General features: G+C 71.3%; 19 protein-coding genes. 5 read left to right on the top strand and 14 right to left on the bottom strand.

What is annotated here, in order from left to right; translation table 11 throughout:
- Nucleotides 1-2: 2 nt before the first annotated feature.
- From ASE68_RS12185 to ASE68_RS12215, 7 genes are all read right to left on the bottom strand, one after another.
- Nucleotides 3-794 (bottom strand): ABC transporter ATP-binding protein, encoded by a 792-nt coding sequence (locus ASE68_RS12185; RefSeq protein ID WP_082462213.1) that lies wholly within the window; start codon nucleotides 792-794, stop codon nucleotides 3-5.
- Nucleotides 791-1,825, bottom strand: a complete 1,035-nt coding sequence (locus ASE68_RS12190; RefSeq protein ID WP_055858904.1) for a hypothetical protein — start codon at nucleotides 1,823-1,825, stop codon at nucleotides 791-793. The genes ASE68_RS12185 and ASE68_RS12190 overlap by 4 nt, the downstream gene beginning before the upstream one ends.
- A 148-nt stretch (nucleotides 1,826-1,973) precedes the next feature.
- Nucleotides 1,974-3,650, bottom strand: coding sequence for a ribonuclease J (locus ASE68_RS12195; RefSeq protein ID WP_055858908.1), 1,677 nt, complete (start codon nucleotides 3,648-3,650; stop codon nucleotides 1,974-1,976).
- Nucleotides 3,651-3,754: 104 nt separating this feature from the next.
- The gene (dapA, locus tag ASE68_RS12200) at nucleotides 3,755-4,729 is read right to left on the bottom strand and encodes a 4-hydroxy-tetrahydrodipicolinate synthase (RefSeq protein ID WP_055858911.1); all 975 of its coding nucleotides are present in this window, start codon (nucleotides 4,727-4,729) and stop codon (nucleotides 3,755-3,757) included.
- 169 nt (nucleotides 4,730-4,898) lie between these two features.
- Nucleotides 4,899-5,786 (bottom strand): type IV toxin-antitoxin system AbiEi family antitoxin domain-containing protein, encoded by an 888-nt coding sequence (locus ASE68_RS12205; RefSeq protein WP_157421630.1) that lies wholly within the window; start codon nucleotides 5,784-5,786, stop codon nucleotides 4,899-4,901.
- A gap of 228 nt (nucleotides 5,787-6,014) precedes the next feature.
- Nucleotides 6,015-6,602, bottom strand: coding sequence for a dihydrofolate reductase (locus ASE68_RS12210; RefSeq protein WP_082462214.1), 588 nt, complete (start codon nucleotides 6,600-6,602; stop codon nucleotides 6,015-6,017).
- Entirely contained in the window at nucleotides 6,599-7,408 is an 810-nt protein-coding gene (locus tag ASE68_RS12215; protein WP_055858918.1) for a thymidylate synthase, read from the bottom strand. Before ASE68_RS12215 ends, ASE68_RS12210 begins: the two co-directional genes overlap by 4 nt.
- Nucleotides 7,409-7,564: 156 nt before the next feature.
- Between ASE68_RS12215 and ASE68_RS12220 the strand changes: the two genes are divergently transcribed.
- The 4 genes from ASE68_RS12220 (at nucleotide 7,565) to ASE68_RS12235 (ending at nucleotide 9,928) form a co-directional block, all read left to right on the top strand.
- The gene (locus tag ASE68_RS12220; protein WP_055858921.1) at nucleotides 7,565-8,023 is read left to right on the top strand and encodes a thioredoxin family protein; all 459 of its coding nucleotides are present in this window, start codon (nucleotides 7,565-7,567) and stop codon (nucleotides 8,021-8,023) included.
- Entirely contained in the window at nucleotides 8,010-8,522 is a 513-nt protein-coding gene (locus tag ASE68_RS12225) for a DUF4395 domain-containing protein (protein ID WP_082462215.1), read from the top strand. Before ASE68_RS12220 ends, ASE68_RS12225 begins: the two co-directional genes overlap by 14 nt.
- 76 nt (nucleotides 8,523-8,598) lie before the next feature.
- Nucleotides 8,599-9,024 (top strand): OsmC family peroxiredoxin, encoded by a 426-nt coding sequence (locus ASE68_RS12230; RefSeq protein ID WP_055858922.1) that lies wholly within the window; start codon nucleotides 8,599-8,601, stop codon nucleotides 9,022-9,024.
- Nucleotide 9,025: 1 nt separating this feature from the next.
- Complete coding sequence (locus tag ASE68_RS12235; RefSeq protein WP_055858925.1) at nucleotides 9,026-9,928, top strand: TIGR01777 family oxidoreductase; 903 nt, start codon at nucleotides 9,026-9,028, stop codon at nucleotides 9,926-9,928.
- Here the strand turns inward: ASE68_RS12235 and ASE68_RS12240 are convergent.
- Nucleotides 9,903-10,340 (bottom strand): hypothetical protein, encoded by a 438-nt coding sequence (locus ASE68_RS12240; RefSeq protein ID WP_055858928.1) that lies wholly within the window; start codon nucleotides 10,338-10,340, stop codon nucleotides 9,903-9,905. The two genes, ASE68_RS12235 and ASE68_RS12240, sit on opposite strands and share 26 nt — an antisense overlap.
- Nucleotides 10,341-10,365: 25 nt before the next feature.
- Entirely contained in the window at nucleotides 10,366-11,145 is a 780-nt protein-coding gene (dapB, locus tag ASE68_RS12245; RefSeq protein WP_055858931.1) for a 4-hydroxy-tetrahydrodipicolinate reductase, read from the bottom strand.
- 38 nt (nucleotides 11,146-11,183) lie between these two features.
- On the opposite strand from dapB, the gene ASE68_RS12250 reads away from it, so the two are divergent.
- Nucleotides 11,184-11,723, top strand: coding sequence for a GNAT family N-acetyltransferase (locus ASE68_RS12250; protein WP_055858934.1), 540 nt, complete (start codon nucleotides 11,184-11,186; stop codon nucleotides 11,721-11,723).
- Between the two features lie 20 nt (nucleotides 11,724-11,743).
- On the opposite strand, the gene ASE68_RS12255 is transcribed toward ASE68_RS12250, so the two are convergent.
- The 5 genes from ASE68_RS12255 to ASE68_RS12275 form a co-directional block, all read right to left on the bottom strand.
- A complete protein-coding gene (locus ASE68_RS12255) occupies nucleotides 11,744-12,346 on the bottom strand; it encodes a histidine phosphatase family protein (RefSeq protein ID WP_055858936.1) in 603 nt (200 codons plus the stop codon).
- A gap of 29 nt (nucleotides 12,347-12,375) precedes the next feature.
- Nucleotides 12,376-13,758, bottom strand: a complete 1,383-nt coding sequence (locus ASE68_RS12260) for a pitrilysin family protein (protein WP_055858939.1) — start codon at nucleotides 13,756-13,758, stop codon at nucleotides 12,376-12,378.
- A gap of 49 nt (nucleotides 13,759-13,807) precedes the next feature.
- Entirely contained in the window at nucleotides 13,808-14,905 is a 1,098-nt protein-coding gene (locus ASE68_RS12265; protein ID WP_235480850.1) for an aldo/keto reductase, read from the bottom strand.
- Between the two features lie 207 nt (nucleotides 14,906-15,112).
- Nucleotides 15,113-15,925, bottom strand: a complete 813-nt coding sequence (locus tag ASE68_RS12270) for a CoA ester lyase (protein WP_055858943.1) — start codon at nucleotides 15,923-15,925, stop codon at nucleotides 15,113-15,115.
- The gene (locus ASE68_RS12275; RefSeq protein ID WP_055858946.1) at nucleotides 15,922-16,479 is read right to left on the bottom strand and encodes a MaoC family dehydratase; all 558 of its coding nucleotides are present in this window, start codon (nucleotides 16,477-16,479) and stop codon (nucleotides 15,922-15,924) included. The genes ASE68_RS12270 and ASE68_RS12275 overlap by 4 nt, the downstream gene beginning before the upstream one ends.
- Between the last annotated feature and the right edge of the window lie 9 nt (nucleotides 16,480-16,488).

Here is a 16,488-nt window from a genome sequence, read left to right on the forward strand (position 1 = left end):
CATCATGCGCTCGCCCCCTCTGGCTGGGGCTCGCGTGCCGATGCGGTCGCGGATGCCGCGGGCGCGGCGCCCGAGACATCCGAGATTCCGTCGTGCGCGACCGGGTCGACGTCGTCGAGCGGCAGCAGCCGGCCCGCGTCGAGTCGCAGGTGGCGCACCGCTCGCCGCGCGATCGCCGGATCGTGCGTGATCGTCACAAGCGCCGCACCCGTCTCGCGCGCGACCTCCTCCATGAGCTCCATGACGGTCGCGCCGGTCTCGAGGTCGAGTGCGCCCGTCGGCTCATCGGCGAGGATGAGCCTCGGACGCCGCACGAGCGCCCGCGCGATCGCGACGCGCTGCTGCTCGCCGCCCGACATGCGATCGGGCATCGACGTCAGTCGCGCGCCGAGGCCGACGCGCTCGAGCATGGCCGTGGCCAGTCGCTCGCGCCGCCAGAACGCCGCACCCCGGTCGTAGAGGAGCGGGGTCATGACGTTCTCGATCGCGGTGCGGCCCGGCAGCAGGTTGAACTGCTGGAACACGAAGCCGATCGACGCGCCGCGGAGCCGGGCGAGCCGACCGTCGGACAGGCGTCGCGCGTCGGCCCCGTCGAAGCGGATCTCGCCGTGCGTCGGCCGGTCGAGGAGGCCCAGCAGGTTCAACAGCGTCGACTTGCCCGACCCCGAGCGCCCGACGACCGACACGCGATCGCCGTCGTCGATGACGAGATCGACCGCCGAGAGGATCTCGAGCGGCGGCGCATCGGGAAGCTCGACCGTGCGACCGACGCCCTCGAGCGTGATCAACGTCACTTGGCGGCCCCCATGACCATGCCCGCGCACGCCGCCGGGTCCATCTCGCAGTCGGGCTGGGCCGGCGCACCCGGCACGAACTGCAGCACGGCGTCGCCCTCGGCGAGCCCGTCGACGATCTGCACGTTCACGCCATCGGTCAGCCCCAGCGTCACCGGGTGCTCCGCGCCCTCGCCGTCGTCGCCCACGAGCCACACGACGCCGGTCTCCGCACCGCCCTCGACGGCCGTCGTCGGCACCGAGAGCACGTCGTCGGCGCTTCCGGCGGCGATCGTCACCTGCGCCGTGAGCCCGGAGAAGACCTGCACATCGGCGGGCACCGCGCACCGCACCGTCGCCCCGGCGGCCGTGCCGGCCGAGTCGGCCGCGGTGTCGGCATCGCCCGCGGCCGCGGCATCCGTCGCCGAGATCGAGAGCCCGGCGCACGTGAACGGCGCCGGGCCGCCAGCGATCACGACCTCGGCCTCGGCCGGCAGCTGCGTGAGCCGGTACTGCTGCTCGGGGCTCAGCGGCGCCGTGACCTGGAACGACGGCGGAGCGACCTTTCCGGCGGCCTCGCCGACCGCCATCGGCTGCTCCGAGAGCACCTCGAAGCCCGTCAGCACGCCCGAGATCGGTGCGAACACCTGCTCGAAGTGGTGGCCCGGCTGGCCGAGCGAGACCATCGGCACCCCGTCTGGGCCGACCGTCGTCGTCTCGACCGGCTCGTCGACGACCTTGATGTCGAAGAGCAGGTCGCCCTCGCCGATCACCTGGCCGGGCTTGACGAACACCTCGTCGACCGTGCCGTTCGCCGTCGCCTTGATCGTGACGGCCGGATCGGGCGACACCGTGCCCGCGAGCACCACGTCGTTGCGGATCGATGCGCGGGCCACCTCGACCTGCGGCTCCGAGATCGTGCCCGTCGGCTGCAGCGCGGCATCGGCCTGCGGGGCGTCGGGGAAGAACGCGAGCTTCACCAGGGCGACGGCGATCGCCGCCACCAGCACCACTCGGACGATCGGGAAGATCCACTTGCGCCAGACACCCACGGCTGCGCCTCCATCGGTAGGGTTCGAACGGGTCGCCCAACGCTACCGGCGTGCATGCCGCAGGCGGAATCCGCCTCGGGGATGATTCAGGGGCGGGTCGGGGATGTCCCGACCCGCCCCTGAGAACCGGCGATGCCGACCTGCTCGACTACGCCTCGATGACGAGCGGCACGAGCATCGGACGACGACGCAGGCGACGGTTCACCCACGTGCCGACCGTGCGACGCACGATCTGCTGCAGCGCGTGCGAATCCCGCACGCCGCTCTGCGCGGCCTCGAGGAGCGCCGCCGAGATCCTCGGCTTCACCTCTTCGAACACCGAGTCGTCTTCGGCGAACCCGCGCGCATGGATCTCGGGCCCGACGATGATGCGCCCCGTCGAGGCGTCGACCACGATGATGACCGAGATGAAGCCCTCTTCGCCGAGGATGCGACGGTCCTTCAGGTCGGCGTCGGTGATCTCCCCGACCGTCGAGCCGTCGACGTAGACGAAGCCGAGGTCGAGCTGGCCCGCCACCTTCATCTCGCCGTCGAGCAGGTCGTAGACCGTGCCGTTCTCGCCGATGAACGTGTTGCGCTCGGGGATGCCGGTGTCGCGGGCGAGCTTCGCGTTCGCGAACAGGTGCCGGTACTCGCCGTGGATCGGCAGCACGTTCTTCGGCTTCAGGATGTTGTAGCAGTAGAGCAGCTCGCCCGCGGCCGCGTGGCCGGAGACGTGCACCTTCGCGTTGCCCTTGTGCACCACGTTGGCGCCGAGCTTCGTGAGGCCGTCGATCACGCGGTACACCGCGTTCTCGTTGCCCGGGATCAGGCTCGACGCGAGGATCACGGTGTCGCCCTCGCCGACCTCGATCTGGTGGTCGCGGTTGGCCATGCGGCTCAGCACCGCCATCGGCTCGCCCTGCGAACCCGTCGACATGTAGACGATCTTGTCGTCGGGGATGTCGCCGGCCTTCTTGTAGTCGACGAGCACGCCCGCCGGCACGTTGAGGTACCCCAGGTCTGCGGCGATGGTCATGTTGCGCACCATGCTGCGGCCGAGCAGGGCCACGCGACGGCCGTTCTGGTGCGCCGCATCGAGCACCTGCTGCACGCGGTGCACGTGGCTCGAGAAGCTCGCCACGATGACCCGGCGCGGAGCACGGGCGATGACCTCGTCGAGCACGGGGCCGATCGTGCGCTCGAGCGGCGTGAAGCCCGGGACATCCGCGTTGGTGGAATCGACCATGAACAGGTCGACGCCCTCCTCGCCGAGGCGGGCGAACTCGCGCAGGTCGGTGAGGCGTCCGTCGAGCGGCAGCTGGTCCATCTTGAAGTCGCCCGTGGCGAGCACGGTGCCGGCGTCGGTGTGGATCGCGACGGCGAGCGCGTCGGGGATCGAGTGGTTGACCGCGATGAACTCGAGGTCGAACGGGCCGATCTCCTCGTCTTGACCCTCCTTCACCGTGAGGCTGTACGGCTTGATGCGGTGCTCCTTGAGCTTCGCCTCGACGAGCGCGAGGGTCAGCTGCGAGCCGATCAGGGGGATGTCGGCGCGCAGGCGCAGCAGGTACGGCACGCCGCCGATGTGGTCTTCGTGGCCGTGGGTGAGCACCACTCCGACGATGTCGTCGATGCGGTCGCGCAGGAACCCGAAGTCGGGCAGGATCAGGTCGACGCCCGGCTGGTGCTCTTCAGGGAAGAGCACGCCGCAGTCGACGATGAGGATCTTGCCGTCGATCTCGTAGCTCGTCATGTTGCGGCCGACCTCGCCGAGGCCGCCGATCGGAATGATGCGAAGCGTTCCGGGGGTCAGCGGGGCAGGTTCGATGATGGAATCGGGCATGGGCCCTCCTTCAGATTTCGGTGTTCAGTTCGGTGCGACCCTCGGGGCCGCGGATGTCTCGGGGCGGATGTCTCGCACGGGCGTGCGTCGCGACATCCGCAGGTCTAACGGGTGGTGCCTGCGACCTTCGGCAGCGCTCCGCCGGCGGCGGCGTTGCGGTCGGGTCGGAAGTTTCGGAAGTCGACGCCGGCGATGCCGCGCACGTGGTCGATCTCGTCTTCGATGAGGGCGGCCTCCCACTCCTCGGGGCCGACGAGGGGCAGGCGCACGCGCGGGCTGCCGATGCGGCCGAGGCCGTGGAGGATGTACTTCGCCGCGACGGTGCCCGGCACGTGCGTCATGACGGCGCGCACGAGCGGCTCGAGCTGCTGGTGCGCGGCGGTCGCAGTCGCCAGGTCGCCGCGGTTCACGGCGTCGACGATGGTGCGGTACGGCGCCGGCGCGATGTTCGCGGTGACGCCGATGAGCCCGGTCGCACCGATCGAGAGGTGCGGCAGCGCGTTCGCGTCGTCTCCCGAGAAGTACATGAGGTCGGTCTGGTTCAGCACCCGGCTGACCTCGCTGAAGTCGCCCTTGGCGTCTTTCACGGCGAGGATGTTCGGGTGCTTGGCGAGGCGCAGGATCGTCTCGTACTTGATCGGAACGCCCGTTCGGCCCGGGATGTCGTAGAGGATGACCGGCAGGTCGGTCGCGTCGGCGACCATGCGGAAGTGCGTGAGGATGCCCGCCTGCGTCGGCTTGTTGTAGTACGGCGTGACGATCATGATGCCGTCGGCGCCGGCCTGCTCGGAGTGCTTGTAGAGCTCGATCGCGTGCGCGGTCTCGTTCGAGCCACCGCCCGTGATGATCTTCGCGCGACCCGCCGCGACGTCTTTGCCGACCTCGACGAGGCGGATCTTCTCCGGGTCGGTGAGCGTGCTGGTCTCGCCGGTGGTGCCCGTGACGACGATGCCGTCGGCGCCGCCTTCGATCAGGTGATCGATGTGCTTCTCGACCCCGGGCCAATCGACCTCGCCGTCAGCCGTGAACGGGGTGACGAGCGCGACGAGTACCTGTCCGAAGGGGTTTTCCTGAGTCACGCAGTCAAGGCTATCGGGTCGAGCGGATGCCGCGGGGCGCCGTCGCCTGCGTTCATCCTGGCGGATATACGATCCGCCGCGCCGTGCGCCGCCCGATCCACGCGGTGAGCCGGATCGTATATCCGCCGTTCTGGACATGCGCGGGCGTTGAATACGCCCTGCTGTCGGCTCAGGCCATGCGCACGCGCTCGGCCCACGGATCGAGGTGAGCGCTCCGGCCGACGGCAGCGAGGATCGCCTGTTCGACCAGCGTCCAGTCGTGCACGACGAGCGCGTAGTCGAATCGGAGCGTCGTGAAGCCGTGGGCCGTCGCCACGGCATCGCGCAGGCGGTCTCGGTGACGGTCATCGGGAGTGTCGTGCCCCGCCCGACCGTCGACCTCCAGGATCAGCCGGTCGCCGAGTACGAAGTCGACCCGTCCGACACCGGGAACCTCGACTTGCGTGCGAAGTGCCAAGCCCAATCGGTGCAGCCGGATGCGGAGCAATGATTCGAGGCCGCTCTCGGCGTCGGTGCCGGCGAGGTCGACGAGCCAGCGTGCCGATTCGGTGATCCGGGCTCGCAACTCGTTCCGTGCTCCGACGTCGAGCGCTCCGACGTGGAGCGCCGACTCGAGCGTTGCGAAGAAGGCGTCGTCCCCGAGGCATCCGCGAATCTGGAGGAGGGCGTCGACGAGGGACACCTCGGTCGCAGTTGGAGTCGGGAGGGCGTTCCAGTGCTGCACGCACGCGCAGCGAGCGTGCTCGCGCGCGTGGCCGTTCGGCGGGAGCGAGACGTGCACGGTCGAATCGAGCGGCAGCACCCAGAGGCCGCGGAGTCGTGCCACCGACACGCAGGCCAGGACTCCCCCGTGCCGAAGGGCCGTCCTCGTCGAGGACGGCAGGTCTGCGCTCGCATAGAGGCCGGACCTGACCCGGATCACCTCGCCGGTCACGACGGCGCGTCGCAGCGCTCGCACATCGAGACCGAGCTGCGCGACATCGCCACGGCGGACCACGCCGCCGAGCTCGCGAGCCAGTCGGCCGATCTCGCCGGGGGTCCACCGCGGACTTCTCACAGCGACAGGCTGGACTGGGCGATCAGCGCGAGACGGGCATCCGCGTCGGGAGCCGGAATCGCGGAGCTCCGGGCCAGCCGGGGAGGACGGGTTCGATTCGGCGGATATACGATCGGGCTCGCCCTGCCTGCGGCGCGTTTGGCGGCGTGCCGGATCGTATATCCGCAGTGTTGGGCAGGATCGGAGTGCGGTGGCGGGCTGGGCCGCCGGCCTTCGGGCGGGCCCGCGTCAGGGGCGGCGGTAGGTGACGAAGCGGTAGCGGATGCCGCTCGCCGAGGTGTGCTCGTCGCCGCGCGTCGGCTCGAACTCGGGCCCGACGGGCGGCGCGAGCACGTCGCCGTCAGCAGGGCGGAAGGCGCCGTCGGCGTGCCGCAGCTCGGTGACCTCGAGCCGATCGGCGAGGGCGAGGGTCGAGCCGAACAGCTCGGATCCGCCGATGACCCAGACCCGGTCGACGTCGCCGACGAGGGCGAGGGCCTCGTCGACGGAAGCTGCGGCATCCGCCCCTTCGACGGCCCAGCCGGCCTGGCGGGTCACGACGACGTTGCGCCGCCCCGGCAGTGGTCGGAACCGCGGGTTCAGGGAGTCCCAGGTCTTGCGGCCCATGACGACCGGGGCACCGAGTGTGACGGCCTTGAAGTGCGCGAGGTCTTCTGGCACGTGCCACGGCATGCCGCCGTCGCGACCGATGACGCCGCCCTCGGCCTCGGCCCAGACGAGCCCGATCGCGGGGCGCGCATCGACGCGGCGGCGGGCCGGGCGAGCCTCGCGGGCCGCGTCGGCCGGAAGCGGCCGGCCCGCGGCATCCGCACTCATACGGCGACGGCGCCGCGGATCGCGGGGTGGTGCTGGTAGCCCTCGACCGCGAAGTCGTCGTACTCGTAGTCGAAGATCGAGTCGGGCCTGCGGGTGAGCCTGAGCGTGGGGGCCGGGAACGGCTCGCGTTCGAGCTGCGTGCGCACCTGCTCGACGTGGTTGTCGTAGATGTGGCAGTCGCCGCCGGTCCAGACGAAGTCGCCGACCTCGAGTCCGGTCTGCGCGGCGACCATGTGGGTGAGCAGCGCGTAGGACGCGATGTTGAAGGGCACGCCGAGGAACATGTCGGCGCTGCGCTGGTAGAGCTGGCAGCTCAGCTTGCCGTCGGCCACGTAGAACTGGAACACCGCGTGGCAGGGTGCGAGGGCCATGTCGGGGATGTCGGCGGGATTCCAGGCGGAGACGATGAGGCGCCGCGAGTCGGGGTTGCGGCGGATCTGGTCGACGACCTCGGAGATCTGGTCGATCGTCTCGCCGTTGGCCATGGGCCACGAGCGCCACTGCACGCCGTAGACGGGACCGAGCTCGCCGTCGGCGTCGGCCCATTCGTCCCAGATGGTGACGCCGTTCTCGCGCAGCCAGCCGACGTTGGACTCGCCGCGGAGGAACCAGAGCAGTTCGTAGGCGATCGACTTGAAGTGCACGCGCTTGGTCGTCACGAGTGGGAACCCCTCGGCGAGGTCGAACCGCAACTGGCGCCCGAACACGCTCGTGGTGCCCGTGCCGGTGCGGTCGGTCTTGCGCGTGCCGTGCTCGAGCACGTCGCGCAGGAGGTCTTCGTACGGGGTGCTGATCGTCTCGGACATCGCATCGATGCTATCCCGCCCGGCCGACATCGAGTCCGATTTCGCGCACGGCGTGGGTGCGGATGCCGCGCGGCGGCGCCCGTGCGCACGGCGGGTCGACGCGTCATCCGTCGTCACACTCGACCCGCCGTTCCGGGGCGCTCGTACCCTTGGCGCATGGACTGGCAGGCAGCGCTCATCGTGGGCCTCGGGCTGCCGGCGATCGCGACCGTCGTCGGCCTCGTCTGGCGGGCCCGCACCGGTCGGGTCAGGGCGACGAAGACGGATGCCGCGGCCACGCGCAGCTCGTCGGCCGCCGCCCTCGGGCTCGACGACGCCGACCTCGGCGCCGCCGCCACGCTCGTGCAGTTCTCGACGGAGTTCTGCAGCCGCTGCCCGTCGACGGCGCGTCAGCTCACCGCGGTCGCCGACGGGTACGAGGGAGTGCGGCACATCGAGATCGACCTCACGCACCGCGCCGACCTCGCCGACCGGTTCCACGTCCGGCAGACGCCGACGACGCTGATCCTCCGCGCCGACGGCACCACGACCGCGCGCATCGGCGGAGTCCCCCGCCTGGCGGCCGTCCGCACCCACCTCGAGACCATCACCCGGAGTCCCCATGTCGCATCCTGAATCCGTCGAATCCGCCACCGGCACCGGCACCGGCACCCGCACCACCACCGGGGCGCCCGCCGGCATCGATCCCCGCGCACCGCGGTTCTCGGCGGCGATCACGGCCGTGCTCCTGCTGGCGGTCGTCGTGCTCTCGGTCGCCGGCGCGACCGTCGCCGCATGGGCGCTGCTCACCGTACTCTCCGCGATCTTCCTCTGGGGCGCGGTCGCCGGCGTGAAGCGGCATCCGTTCGGCGCGATCTACCGCACATTCGTGCGGCCCCGCCTCGCCCCGCCGAGCGAGCTCGAGGACCCGCGTCCGCCGACGTTCGCCCAGCTCGTGGGCTTCATCGTGACGATCGTCGGCGTCGTGCTGGGGCTCCTCGGCGTCGAGTACGCCGTGGCGATCGCGGCCGGCTTCGCCTTCATCGCGGCGTTCCTGAACGCGGTCTTCGACTACTGCCTCGGCTGCCAGATCTACCTGCTGCTCGTGCGCGCACGGATCGTGCAGCGCGCCTGACATCCGCGCGGCGGAGGCCTGCCGCTCGACACCCCTGCGGGTTAGGCTGAGGGTTCCGGCTCGACGAGGAGGACCCATGGCCGTCACGAGTGAATCGACCACCGTCTGGACCGGCACCCTCACCGAAGGCTCGGGCACGACGAAGCTCGATTCCTCCGGGGTTGCCGAGTTCCCCGTGAACTGGCGGGCACGCTCCGCGGGCGAGGCCGGCACCACGAATCCCGAGGAGCTGCTCGGTGCGGCGCATTCGGCCTGCTACTCGATGGCGCTCGCGCACGCGCTGACCGGCGCCGGGCACGCACCCGAGTCGATCCAGACGACCGCGGCGGTCACGTTCGAGGCCGGTCGCGGCGTGCTCGGCAGCCACCTGCTCGTGAGCGCACGGGTTCCCGGCCTCACCGAATCGGAGTTCGAGACCTTCGCCGAGGACGCGAAGGCGAACTGCCCGATCTCCCAGGCCCTCGCGGGCATCCCGATCACGATCGAAGCCGAACTCGCCTGACGTGCGCGTGCTCATCGCCGGCGCGTCCGGCTTCATCGGCACGACACTCGTCGAACGCCTCGCCGCGGCGGGGCACGAGGTCATGCGCCTCGTGCGCCGGCGAACGGAGTCGCCCGAGGAGGTGACCTGGTCGCCCGCGGCGGGCATCATCGACTTCACGATCATGGATCGCGTCGACGCCGTGATCAACCTGTCCGGCGCCTCGCTCTCGCACCTGCCATGGACGAAGTCATACCGCGGCGAGATCCTCGAGTCGCGCGTGAGCGCCACGCGCACCCTCGCCGATGCGATGCGAAAGGCGCGCACTCCCCCCGCGGTGTTCCTCAGCGGATCGGCCGTCGGCTACTACGGCAACCGGCCGGGCGAACTGCTCACCGAGGCGGCTCCCGCCGGCAACGGGTTCCTCGCCGACATCGTGGCGCGCTGGGAGAAGGCGGCCGCACTCGCCCCGCACGAGACGCGCACCGTGAACCTGCGCACCGGTCTCGTGATCGGGCGCGGCGGCGCGATGAAGCCGGTCGGCCTGCTCACGAAGCTCGGCGTCTCGGCGCGGCTCGGCACCGGTGGCCAGCACTGGCCGTGGATCGCGCTCGACGACGAGGTGGCGGCGATCATGCACCTGCTCGACTCGCCGCTCGTCGGGCCCGTCAACATCGTCGGACCGACCCCGGCGACGGCCGATCGCGTGATGAGCGCGATGGCGCAGCAGATGCATCGGCCGTATTCGCTCGCGGTGCCCGAGCGCGTGCTCGAGGCGGCGTTGGGTCAGGCCGCCGACGACCTGCTGCTCGCGAGCGCGAAGGTCGTTCCGCACCGACTCGTCGACGACGGGTTCGCGTTCGCCCACGAGACCGTGGAGTCCGCGATCGAGGCGATGCTCAGCTCGCCCGCTCGAGCTCGATAGCCCGCCGCACGGCCTGACGCGCACGCCGGCGGTCGCCTGCCGCGTCGTACGCCATGCCGAGGCGCATCCACGCCCGCCAGGAGTCGGGCTCGGCCTCCGCCTCGGCGCGGAACCGGTCGAACTCGGCGTCGGCCGATGCGCGCACGGCCCGGCCGCTCGCCGTGGTGTCGATGCCGAGATCGGTCGCGCCCTCGGCCTCGAGGCGCTTCACGAGCCGCTGCGAGCGGATGCCGAACGAGAGTTCGCGCCAGATCGCCCACGCGGCGATGATCGGGAGCACGATCAGGGCGATACCGATGCCGATCGCGACGGGTTCGCCGGTCGCGGCGAACTGCACGGCCCGCCATCCGACGAGGGCGACGTACACGGCGAGCAGTACGGCCATCGAGATGGCGCCGACCTTCGCGCTCATGCGACGCGCCACGCCGCGGAGGCGGTCACTCTGCGACCGCGGCGGCAGCGGCCGGAACCGTCGCGCCGGGCAGGTCGAGCCCGAGCAGCACGCCGAGGCCGACGGTCACGCCGGTCGACTCTGGCGCCCGGCGGAGTGCCAGCAGGATGCCGGCCTCGTAGGAGCTCGGCGAGAGCGTCGAGTGCGCGATCGTGAGCGTCTCGCCGTCGCCGCCGAGCACGACGCGCTGCTCGGCGAGCAGGCCCGACATGCGCAGGCTGTGCACCGGAACGCCGGAGACGAGCTGGCCGCGAGCACGCTGGTCGGCGTGGGGGGCACCGACGGGCCCCGCAGCGGCGCGCGCCTCGCCGATGAGCTCGGCCGTGCGCACCGCCGTGCCGGAGGGCGAGTCGACCTTGCCGGCGTGGTGCGCCTCGACGATCTCGATGGAGTCGAACCAGGGCGCCGCGAGCGCCGCGAACGCGGTGCCGAGCGTGCTGCCGATGGAGAAGTTCGGGATGAACAGCACCGCGCCGGCCTCGTCGTGGCCGCGCACGAAGCGCTCGATGTCGGCGATGCGGTCGGACGACCAGCCAGAGGTGCCGACGACGATCGGGATGCCGGCGCCCGCGGCGAATTCGACGATGCCCGCGCTCGCGGCGGGGTGCGTGACGTCGAGCACGACGTCGGCTCCGAGCATCTCGTCGAGCTCGGACGTCGACGACAGCGCCGCATGCAGTTCGAGGTCTTCTGCGGCCTCGACGAGTGCGAGTGCCAGCTTGCCCATTTTGCCCGTGGCCCCGGCCACGGCGACCCGTATCGTCACGTGCTTCAGCCTACCAAGCGCCGATTAGGCTGGGCCGCATGCAGTTCCGAGCGGTGCCGGTCAGCGGCCCAGAGGCCAACGGCATGCTCACCGCGTATTTCGCCGAGCGTGCAGCCGGGTTCCCCGCCGAGCAGGGCGAGTACCGTCCGACCTTTCCCGTCGATGCTGCGTTCACGCCGCCCGACGGCGTGTTCCTCATCGTCGACGCCGAGCACGCCGAGCACGCCGATCCCGCCGAGCACGACCACGGCAGCGGGTCGGATGCCGCGGGCACGACGGGCATCGGCTGCGGCGGCATCCGGCGCATCGATGCCGACCCCGCGACGGGGCTCGTGCGCTACGAGGTCAAGCACCTCTGGTTGACGGATGCCGCGCGCGGCCGCGGCGCCGGCCGCGCGCTGCTCGTCGAGCTCGAGCGCCGTGCCCGAGAGTTCGGCGCCGAGGAGCTCGTGCTCGACACGAACGCGAGCCTCGCCGCCGCCGGCGGGCTCTACCGCTCGAGCGGATTCGTCGAGGTCGCGCCCTACAACGACAACCCGAACGCGACGACCTGGTTCGCCAAGCGGCTGCTCGGCTGAGACGGGGCGTCGCCGCCGCGTCAGACGGCGAAGGGCTCCGGAAGGCCGGTGCGCAGCTCGAACGGCAGGTGCGAGAGGTCGTTGTGCACGACGAGGTTCCAGGGGCGGCCGGACTTCTGGGTGAGCACGGTGAGGCCGCAGTTCGCCTGGTTGATCGAGAGCCAGCGCCAGTCGGGGGCGCTCAGCGCCTCGCGCACGAACCAGCCGATGACGAAATTATGGGTGATGAGCAGGTCGTGGCGGTCGTCGCGGTGCGAGCGGAGGAACTCGGCCGCCGCGTCTTCCATCTGGGCGGTGCCGGCCTCGATCTCGGCCTCGGTCACGGACCCGAAGAACGCGTCGTAGGCCTTGGGGGTCGCCGGCGCGGGGCCGGACGGGATGCAGTCGAAGAGCAGGGCCGACGGCTCGGGCGAGAGCGACGGCATCTTGGCGGCGATGATCTCGGCGGTCTCGGTCGCGCGCTGCAGCGGCGAATGCCAGGCGTTGTCGAACGGGATGCCGCCGAGTCGCTCGCCGAGCAGCTCGGCCTGCCGTCGCCCGCGCGGCGACAGAGGCCCGTCCTGCATGCCGTGTTCGGCGTCGAGCTGTTCGCCGTGGCGGACGAGGTAGAGGTGGTGGGGCACGATGGGCTTCCTGTGCTGTTTCGGCCGGCCTAGGCGGCGTCGGATGTCGGTGGCAGGTCGATCGCGTCGGCGTAGTCGGCCTCCTCGCCGGCGCCGACGGCGACGAGCGAGAACGGCTGTGCTGCGAGATCGGCCGCGAGGGCGCGCACGTCTTCGGCGGTGACCCCGGCGATGCGGCGGAGCGCTTCGTCGAGGTCGACGAACTCGCCGAGGGTGAGCTCGGCACGGCCGAGGCGCGACATGCGCGTGTCGGAGTCCTCGAGGGCGAGCGCGGATGCCCCGGCCAGCTGCCCGGTCGCCCGGCGCAGCTCTTCGGCCGTGATGCCGTCGCGCGCGAGCCGGTCGAGTTCGACGCGCATGAGCTCGGCGACGGTGGGCGCCTTGGACGGCGCGCACCCGGCGTACATGCCGAACAGGCCGGCGTCGGAGTACGACGGGGCGAAGGAGTACACGGCGTAGGCGAGGCCGCGGCGCTCGCGCACCTCTTGGAAGAGGCGCGACGACATGCCGGAGCCGAACACGGTGTTGAGCACGCTCATCGTGGAGCGGCGTTCGTCGGTCGCTACGAGGCCGCGCGCCCCGAGCATGAGGTTGACCTGCTCGAGGGGCCGCTGCACGACCGTGAGCTCGCGCGGCGGCGCGAGCTCGGCCACGGCGCGCGCGCGCCGCTCGACGGGCGCCGCCTCGATCGTCAGGTTCCACCCGCCGGCGGTCAGGGCGCGCTGCAGCGCGGCGACGAGCTCGTCGTGGTCGACGGCGCCGGCGGCGGTGACGACGAGGTCGTTCGGCCGGTAGTTCGCCGCGTAGTGCTCGAACACGGCCTCGCGCGTGGCCTGATTGATGGTGTCGGGGCTGCCGCCGATGGGCCGGCCGAGCGGGTGGTCGCCGAGCACGGCCTCGAAGAAGCGCTCGTTCGCCACGTCGCCTGGATCGTCTCCGGCCATCGACAGCTCTTCGAGGATCACGCCGCGCTCGTTGTCGAACTCGCCCGGATCGAGCAGCGACGACGTGAACATGTCGGAGAGCACCTCGACCGCCATCGGCAGGTCGCGGTCCTGCACCTTGGCGTAGTAGCAGGTGTACTCCTTGGCCGTCATGGCGTTGTGCTCGCCGCCGACCGCGTCGAAGGAGATCGCGATGTCGAGCGCCGTGCGTGACGGCGTGCCCTTGAACAGCAGATGCTCGAGGAAGTGCGTCGACCCGAACGTCGCCGGATGCGCCTCGTCGGCCGGCGTCTCGTCGCGCGAACCCACGGCGACCCAGAAGCCGATGGTGGCGCTGCGGCTGCCTGGCACCTGCTCGGTGAGCACGCGAACGCCCGACGGCAGGATCGTTCGCCTGACGAGGGCATCACCGGCAGCGGTGAAGGACAGTTCGGCTGTGCCGAGAGGAAGGTCGACGGCGCCGTTCATCCCCCCAAGCCTAGGCCACGCGCCCGCGCCGTGGGTGGTGGCGCGCGCCTCAGTGCGAGGCTCGGTCCAGTTCGACGAGCTCCGAGCGGTGCAGTTCGACGGATGCCGCGGCGATGAGCGCGTCGACCTGATCGGCGTTCGTGGCGCTCACGACGGGAGCCACCACGGTGGGCCGTGCCAGCAGCCAGGCCAGCGCGATCGTCGCGGGTGCGACGCCGTGCGTTGCGGAGATCTCGTCGAGCGCGGCGAGCACACGCAGTCCCCGTCGTCCGAGGTGCACGCCGGCGCGGGCGCCGCGGGCGTCGTGCCGCACGTCGCTGCGGCGTCGAACGCCGCCGGCGAGGAATCCGTTCGCGAGGGCGAAGTACGGCATGACCGCGAGGCCCTGCGCATGCGCGACCAGCTCGGTCGCGCCCTCGAACGAGCTCCGCTCCATGAGGCTGTAGCGCGTGGTGAGCGTCTGGAACCTGGGCAGGCCGTTGGCGGCGAGCACCCTGGCCTCGATGAGGCGCTCCGGGCCGAAGTCGCTCGCGCCGACCGCGCGCACCTTGCCGGCCGCGACGAGTGCGCCCACGGCGCCGAGCGACTCCTCGAGGGGGACGTCGGGGTCTTCGCCGTGCAGGTAGAGCACGTCGATGCGGTCGGTGCCGAGGCGCTGCAGGCTCGCGTCGACGGCGGCGCGGATCGTCTGCGGCGCGAGGCCGGGAAGATCTTGATTGCGGCCGACCTTGGTCATGACGTGCATCCGGTCGCGGCAGCCGCGCGAGGTCATCCACGCGCCGATGATCGACTCGCTGCGCCCGGCGGCGTAGCTGTCGGCCGTGTCGATGAGGTCGCCGCCGGTTCCGGCGAAGCGGTCGAGGATCGCGTACGCGTCTTCGGATCCGAGGGTCCAGCCGAACGTGCTGCCGCCGATCGCGAGGCGGTGCACGCTCATGTCGGTGTCGCCGAGGCGTGCGCGGAGCGGCACGAGGATCGGGCCCGAGAAGGTGTTGCTGGAGACGACCTCGGCGCGATGCGCCGCCGTGCGCGGCTCGTCGAGGATCGTCGACCCCGATGCATCCGTGCCCTGGAATGCGTCTCGTTCTGCGAGTGCGACCGCCGCATGATGCGGATCGCGCCCCCCTGCCAAGTGCCTTCTCGCCACCTTCTCCTCCTCCCCAGGATTGAGACGACCCTATGATGCCCCCGACGGCTTGTGGATGCCGCCGCGGGAATTTCCGATGAACTGTTACCCAATCGTTTCGAGTTGGCCCCCGAACGGAGGCCGAATCGTGCTGATCACGGGTGATTCTCGGAAGTGGTTCGGAGCCGACCGCGCATCGGATCGGATCCGGACGAAACGGACCGAACGCTAGCCCGCGCGTCGCAGCACGGCCTCCGCCTGGCGCAGCACCGGCCCATCGACCATGCGACCGCGGAACGCGAAGACGCCGGGCTCGCCGGTCGCCGCCGCGAGCACCTCCCGCGCCCATTCGAGCTGCTCCGCGCTCGGCCGGTACGCCGCTCGCACCGTGTCGACCTGCGACGGGTGGATGCAGGCGGTGGCCGCGAACCCGAGCGCCGCAGCGTCGCGGGCCTCGTCGGCGAGCCCCTCGAGGTCCGCGATGTCCAGGTGCACGGTGTCGATCGCGGCGACCCCGTGCGCGGCCGCCGCGAGCTGCACGTGCGCGCGGGCGTGCACGGCGACGCCCCGGTACCGGGCGTCGTCGTGCCGGCTCGAGAATCCCCCGAGCGAGGCGACGAGGTCCTCGGCGCCCCACATGAGCGCCGCCACGTTCGGCAGCGCCGCGACGGACTCCGCCGCGAGCACGCCGCGCGCCGTCTCGCAGAGCGCGATGACCTCGAAGGGCTCGAGCGAGACGAGGTCGGCCGTTCCCTCGCACTTGGCGAGCATGACCGTGCGATACGCCGTCTCGGCGAGCATGGCGACGTCATGCGCGAAGTCATCGACCGAAGCCGGGTTGACGCGCACGATCACGCGTTCCGGGTCGAGGTCGGATGCCGCGACCGCCCGCCGCGCGTCGGCCTTCGCGTCGGCGGCGACCGCGTCCTCGAGATCCAGGATCACCGCGTCGGCCCGTTCGAGCGCCTTCGCGAAGCGGTCTGGTCGATCGGCCGGGCAGAACAACAGCGCCGGGCCGAAGCGGAACGACGGCCGCGTCATCCGCTCGCCCGATCGTCGGACCGCCGTTCGCCGTCCCCATGCGCCGACCGCCGCTCGCCGGCCTCGCGGGTGTGGACCAGCATCGTGCGCGACGCGGTCGCGACCACGACGCCGTGCTGGTTGCGCGCGGTGTGCGCGAGCACGACGACCCCCTCGCCCGGGCGCGAGGACGACAGCCGCTTCGACTCGACGACCGACTCGCCGTACAGCGTGTCGCCGACGAACACCGGGTTCGGGAACGCGACCTCGCCGAAGCCGAGGTTCGCGACGAGCGTGCCGAGCGTCAGCTGCCCGACCGACTGGCCGACCAGGGTCGAGAGCGTGAACAGCGAGTTCACGAGGATGCGCCCGAACGGCTGCGCGGCGGCGAACTCCGCGTCGAGATGCAGCGGTTGCGGGTTCATCGTCAGCGTCGTGAAGAGGACGTTGTCGGCCTCGGTCACGGTGCGTCCGGGTCGGTGCAGGTAGCGCACGTCCGCCTCGAACTCCTCGAACCAGAGGCCGCGCTGCACGACCTCGCGCACCGGCACTGCGTCGCTCGCGGCATCCGTCATCGTCTGCTC

Source organism: Agromyces sp. Leaf222 (assembly GCF_001421565.1).
GTDB lineage: Bacteria > Actinomycetota > Actinomycetes > Actinomycetales > Microbacteriaceae > Agromyces.

Coding starts and splice junctions, on each gene's coding strand:
- ASE68_RS12195 (WP_055858908.1), bottom strand. CDS start 3,650: ATGCCCGATTCCATCATCGAACCTGCCCCGCTGACCCCCGGAACGCTT.
- ASE68_RS12210 (WP_082462214.1), bottom strand. CDS start 6,602: ATGAGTGCGGATGCCGCGGGCCGGCCGCTTCCGGCCGACGCGGCCCGC.
- ASE68_RS12215 (WP_055858918.1), bottom strand. CDS start 7,408: ATGTCCGAGACGATCAGCACCCCGTACGAAGACCTCCTGCGCGACGTG.
- ASE68_RS12220 (WP_055858921.1), top strand. CDS start 7,565: ATGGACTGGCAGGCAGCGCTCATCGTGGGCCTCGGGCTGCCGGCGATC.
- ASE68_RS12225 (WP_082462215.1), top strand. CDS start 8,010: ATGTCGCATCCTGAATCCGTCGAATCCGCCACCGGCACCGGCACCGGC.
- ASE68_RS12230 (WP_055858922.1), top strand. CDS start 8,599: ATGGCCGTCACGAGTGAATCGACCACCGTCTGGACCGGCACCCTCACC.
- ASE68_RS12240 (WP_055858928.1), bottom strand. CDS start 10,340: ATGAGCGCGAAGGTCGGCGCCATCTCGATGGCCGTACTGCTCGCCGTG.
- ASE68_RS12250 (WP_055858934.1), top strand. CDS start 11,184: ATGCAGTTCCGAGCGGTGCCGGTCAGCGGCCCAGAGGCCAACGGCATG.
- ASE68_RS12260 (WP_055858939.1), bottom strand. CDS start 13,758: ATGAACGGCGCCGTCGACCTTCCTCTCGGCACAGCCGAACTGTCCTTC.
- ASE68_RS12270 (WP_055858943.1), bottom strand. CDS start 15,925: ATGACGCGGCCGTCGTTCCGCTTCGGCCCGGCGCTGTTGTTCTGCCCG.
- ASE68_RS12275 (WP_055858946.1), bottom strand. CDS start 16,479: ATGACGGATGCCGCGAGCGACGCAGTGCCGGTGCGCGAGGTCGTGCAG.